Below are 1271 nucleotides of genomic sequence, written 5' to 3' on the forward strand. Positions count from 1 at the left end.
CAGGTTGCCGCAGCCTGCGGCATCAGTCGCCCCACTGTGAGCGAGTATCTGCGGCGTGCTGCTGAGGCGGAGCTTGGCTGGCCGCTGCCAGAGGATCTGAGTGAAGCCCAGCTGGAGCAACGGCTGTTCCCGCCACCACCGGATCTGCCGGCACAGGCCCGAGGCATTCCGGATTGGAAGCGAATCCACGATGAACTCCGGGGCAAGAACGTCACCCTGTTCCTGCTCTGGCAGGAGTACCGGGAAGCCAATCCGGATGGCTACCAGTACAGCTGGTTCTGCGAGCACTACCGGGCCTGGCAGGGCAAGCTGGATCTGGTGATGCGTCAGGACCACCGAGCCGGTGAAAAGCTGTTCGTGGACTATGCTGGGCACACGGTGCCCGTCATTGACCGCACCACCGGTGAGATCCATGAGGCGCAAGTCTTTGTGGCGGTGATGGGTGCGTCCAATTACACCTACGCCGAGGCCACCTGGAGCCAGACCCTGCCGGACTGGATCGGCTCCCACATCCGAGCCTTCGAGTTCCTGGGCGGCGTGCCGGAACTGGTGGTTCCGGATAACCTCCGTTCCGGCGTCAGCAAGGCCCATCGCTACGAGCCGGACCTCAATCCGACCTATCAGGATATGGCTGGCCATTATGGCGTGGCCGTTGTCCCTACACGGGTTCGCAAGCCCCGTGACAAGGCCAAGGTGGAAGGTGGCGTATTGATCGTTGAGCGCTGGATCCTGGCGGCCCTGCGCCATCGTCAGCACTTCTCCCTGGGGCAGCTCAACGCCACCATCCGTGAGCTGTTGGAGAAGCTCAATAGCCGCCCCTTCCGCAAGTTGCCCGGGTGCCGGCTTGATCACTTCAAACAGCTGGACCAGCCGGTTCTACAACCGCTACCCGCCGAGCCGTATGTCTACGCCGAGTGGAAAAAAGCCCGGGTACACATCGACTACCACGTGGCCATCGATGGGCATTACTACTCGGTGCCCTACACCCTGATCAAGAAAGAGGTGGAGGTCCGGATCACCCACAACACCATCGAATGCTTCCACCGGGGCAACCGGATCGCCAGCCACCGGCGTTCGGATCAGAAGGGTCGGCATAGCACCATCGCCGCTCACATGCCGGAGTCCCATCGCCAAGCCGGCGAGTGGACCCCAGAGCGACTGACCGCCTGGGCAGCCAAGACTGGACCGGCAACTGAAAAGCTTATCCGTACCGCGCTGGGGGCAAGAAAGCATCCGCAACAGGCCTATCGGTCCTGTCTGGGCATTCTCCG

At 62.4% G+C, this 1271-nt stretch carries 1 protein-coding gene; it reads left to right on the forward strand.

The features are described 5' to 3' along the window. Window positions 1–1271: IS21-like element ISSpu5 family transposase (gene istA / locus LWH94_RS19180; protein ID WP_232903307.1), on the forward strand; the 1271-nt coding region annotated here is incomplete at both ends.

It is taken from the genome of Marinobacter sp. G11, assembly GCF_021282325.1.
Classification (GTDB): domain Bacteria; phylum Pseudomonadota; class Gammaproteobacteria; order Pseudomonadales; family Oleiphilaceae; genus Marinobacter; species Marinobacter vinifirmus.